General features: G+C 60.4%; 2 protein-coding genes. Both read left to right on the top strand.

What is annotated here, in order from left to right; translation table 11 throughout:
• Nucleotides 1–182, top strand: a 182-nt coding sequence (locus FJ980_RS35135) for a hypothetical protein (protein ID WP_210243783.1), incomplete at its 5' end; no start/stop codon positions are given.
• Between the two features lie 328 nt (nucleotides 183–510).
• Complete coding sequence (locus FJ980_RS31870; RefSeq protein WP_140547476.1) at nucleotides 511–1,080, top strand: hypothetical protein; 570 nt, start codon at nucleotides 511–513, stop codon at nucleotides 1,078–1,080.
• The last annotated feature ends 288 nt before the right edge of the window (nucleotides 1,081–1,368 follow it).

Below are 1,368 nucleotides of genomic sequence, written 5' to 3'. Positions count from 1 at the left end.
GCTCCAACGTAGAAGCCGGCACTGTATTTCGGCCAATCAAGCGCATAGCCCTGCCTGACCATCCAACCGCCGATATCGACGCCTGCGGCGGTGCAGACAGCGACCATGCGCCTGTAGCGATCGCGGTCGACTCCAATGCACGATGTTGGACGATGCGCCTCGAGGAAATCCGCCAACACTAGAGACGCGTGCTGGCCGCAACGGTACTTCTTGCCCTAACCGGGTTGGGACTGGAATGTTCCATCCGCTAGGGTTCAAGTATCCCCGAAGAATGCGACGGCGGCGGCACGAGGCGTCCATCAGCTCAGACGCGCCATGCTGACGGCAACGCCGCGCCGTGGAGGCATTACTGCCGGCTGCAAGAGCTGGTGGCGAACCCTGCAGCTGCACTTTGAGGCAGACGTCCGGAGCTGCAGGTTCTGTGCCGGCACGCGAAATCCACATCACCTGTCACCTAGCGTCGCCAGCCGTCGCGTCGCGCACAACCTTGAGCGTCCTCCGCTCAGGCGAATGCCGAAGCTCTTGCGCGACTTGCGGATGATGTTCTCGCGCTCCTGTGCGCGTTTTGTGCGGCAGCGGCAGGTCAGATCGGCGCAACGATGCGGGAAAGGGCAAGGCTTCACCGAGAAAGAAAGACAAGTCAGAAAGGAGCGCACCTCGGATGCTGCGCGCGAATTGGTCGAGGTCGAGCGCGCCGCATGGGATGCGAAGTCGGCTCCGCGAGCAGCGGCTGAAGTCTGGGATTCCCTGCGCGACACCAGAACCGAAGATAAAGCGGACGAAGGCGGGGCTCCATTGCTGCATCACCCGCACGAGCTAATTTCATCCGCACGGCTCTTCCTTCGTTTGAACAATGCTGGAGAACCGGAGGACTTCAAAACTGAAGCGGCGGGGACTTCAAATCTAAATACTATTCTGGAGTCTCTTCCTTTGCTCGCTGGCGCCAGCTGGCGGCTTTTTGCGTTCAGGCGGGACAAATCACCGTCGGGCAGTGCGCGAGTGTCAGTTAGCCCAGTCTCGGATCACGCTCTGGATGAAATGATAGCCAGATGCGCTGTCGAGCGTGGGATATCGGTTTGATGGGGAGGTTAGCCAGTACAGAGGTACCGTGTAGGTTAGAGGGGCCTATTCCAGGCTTGGCCCGCTCCGGAAGGTGGCGGGCTTTGTTCACTTGGTTGCAACCAGTGGGTTGGGGCCACGTTGCTCCCCTTGGCCAGCATCGGCCTCCGCTGGCGTCTCCCAGAACCCCGTCACTGCTGTCGCCTTTCTCGACAAATGGGTGGCAGGGCATTTGCCGACCGCCATGATCGATGACCCGATGACAATAGGTGTTCTCACAGAGCAGGCGACGAGAGCTGCGGACAAAGC

The organism is Mesorhizobium sp. B1-1-5 (assembly GCF_006443065.1).
In the GTDB taxonomy this organism is placed as follows: domain Bacteria; phylum Pseudomonadota; class Alphaproteobacteria; order Rhizobiales; family Rhizobiaceae; genus Mesorhizobium.
Note: the sequence above shows the minus strand (reverse complement) of the source record. Positions and strands in the feature narration are given on the sequence as shown.

Bases quoted from the DNA above. Each gene is read 5' to 3' on its own strand.
- FJ980_RS31870 (WP_140547476.1), top strand. From the start codon at position 511: ATGCCGAAGCTCTTGCGCGACTTGCGGATGATGTTCTCGCGCTCCTGT.